This window comes from Erwinia oleae (assembly GCF_000770305.1).
Classification (GTDB): domain Bacteria; phylum Pseudomonadota; class Gammaproteobacteria; order Enterobacterales; family Enterobacteriaceae; genus Erwinia; species Erwinia oleae.
In genome coordinates, this window is record NZ_JNVB01000152.1 from 1 (window position 1) to 1,687 (window position 1,687).

Genomic DNA, 1,687 nt, shown 5'->3' on the forward strand with positions numbered 1-1,687 from the left:
AATCTGCTGTTGTTGCCGGCGGCTGTCCTGCTGGGGATCGCCGTGACCGTGACCACGGCTTCGTTCAAGAAGTATCTTTAAATCAGGGCTGGACGGAGGCGTGCAAAACGTGTTTTGCGCGCCTGCCGTCAGCAGACAAGCTATGTCATAGCTCTCACCAGCGCGTCAGCTTACTATTTTCATCCAGGGCAACATTTCACCAGCGGTTGACACTCCTGAGTCGCCAAAATGAATATGAATATGGTCATGTGAGATGCCGTCACATGCAGCAGTAAAGGCGGTTTTTATCGTATGTAGCTCAATATCCTGACCATGGCGAACTTCCAACGGCACAAAAAAGCCATTTGGTTCGCAATGCAGAGGGAAATCACCTTGTTTTGCATGGCAGTGCTGGCAGTGATTCATCCAGTAACGGCTGTCTGTTGTTTTACTGTAATCCCTGGACAGGTAATGCCTGACCCGACCGAACTGCGATAACACTTCCCGGGGCATATCATCTATATAAAATATGAATGCAGGTTTCTCCTGTGCCTGCCAGTATGTCTGCATGGTATCCAAATTCGTATTATTGTCGTCAACTTCATTTTCTTGCGCTTCAAGAGTTTCATGCCCATCAGGCAGTAGTATTGCCGTTAACAATGTATTCTCATGACATTTCCAGCACGTACCGATTGTTTGTGCAATATACCAATACGGAGCGCGAACATTTCTGAATGGTATCCACTTTTTAAAAGGCGTCGGTGCTATTCCTTCGGGAATAAACCATGTTCTCTTTTCGGGATCCCAGCGGCCACCCAGCCGTTTAACATCTTCTTTTTCATCAAATGGAACATTCAGGTCAGTTCTTGACATTTGTAATCCTTACTCAAACTTTGTTGATTTAAACTGTAAGTAGTCAATTTTATAGTCGATACACATATTAAAAGCACCCGTTAAGAAATCAGAGCACATCAATCATGTGAGACTTCTGATTCGTGATTAAGAACTGCCATTTTCTTGATCGTACTTGACCCTTGCGGCGTCAAGTTCAGGGAAATTAATTTCGGCCCATCGATCGAGAGCTGCGAGCGTACTGACGAGTGATTCTGCCACTCTGGTCAGACTGTATTGCACGCAGGCGGGTTTCTCTCCGTAATCAACTCTGGATACCAGCCCATGTCTTTCGAGCTGCCGTAGAGTCTGGGTCAGAACCTTTTGGGAGATGCCTTCAATTTTTCTCATCAGCTCGCCGTTACGCATAGACCCCTCTGCAAGTGCAGGAAGGATAAGCATTACCCATTTCCCCGAAATAAGCGTAAGAGCATCGCGCGCTGAACATTTTACTGAGTAAACGTTTCCCGGATATGCCATGAGTGGTTACCTCAAAGTGCGTAATTGAATGCAAAACCAAAAGAAAACATTATGACTGTGAAAAGTCATTAGGGAGAATTTTCATGAAGGTACTGATTATCTCTGCGCTGAATCGCCACGGATAATCTAGACACTTCTGAGCCGTCGATAATATTGATTTTCATATTCCGTCGGTGGCATCTGATCACTCGAACCATGCCGACGCTTACTGTTATAAAACATTTCGATGTAATCAAAAATATCGCTGCGGGCTTCTTCCCGCGTTCCATAGATCTTTTTCTTTATCCGTTCACGCTTCAGCAACTGGAAAAAGCTTTCTGCAACCGCATTATCGTGG

Annotated in this window: 3 protein-coding genes and 1 pseudogene; 1 reads left to right on the top strand and 3 read right to left on the bottom strand. The window is 45.3% G+C overall.

Features of this window, described 5'->3' with window-relative positions; genetic code table 11:
* Positions 1–81: pseudogene (locus GS12_RS24535) on the top strand (TIGR03747 family integrating conjugative element membrane protein); the annotation flags it as partial.
* Positions 82–165: 84 nt separating this feature from the next.
* On the opposite strand, the gene GS12_RS22620 reads toward GS12_RS24535, so the two are convergent.
* The 3 genes from GS12_RS22620 to GS12_RS22630 all read right to left on the bottom strand — a co-directional run.
* Complete coding sequence (locus tag GS12_RS22620) at positions 166–852, bottom strand: DUF5710 domain-containing protein (protein WP_031592982.1); 687 nt, start codon at positions 850–852, stop codon at positions 166–168.
* A gap of 126 nt (positions 853–978) precedes the next feature.
* On the bottom strand, positions 979–1,350 hold the full coding sequence (locus GS12_RS22625; RefSeq protein WP_031592984.1) for a winged helix-turn-helix transcriptional regulator: 372 nt from the start codon (positions 1,348–1,350) through the stop codon (positions 979–981).
* Positions 1,351–1,476: 126 nt separating this feature from the next.
* Positions 1,477–1,687: IS3 family transposase (locus tag GS12_RS22630; protein WP_034949716.1), on the bottom strand; the 211-nt coding region annotated here is incomplete at its 5' end.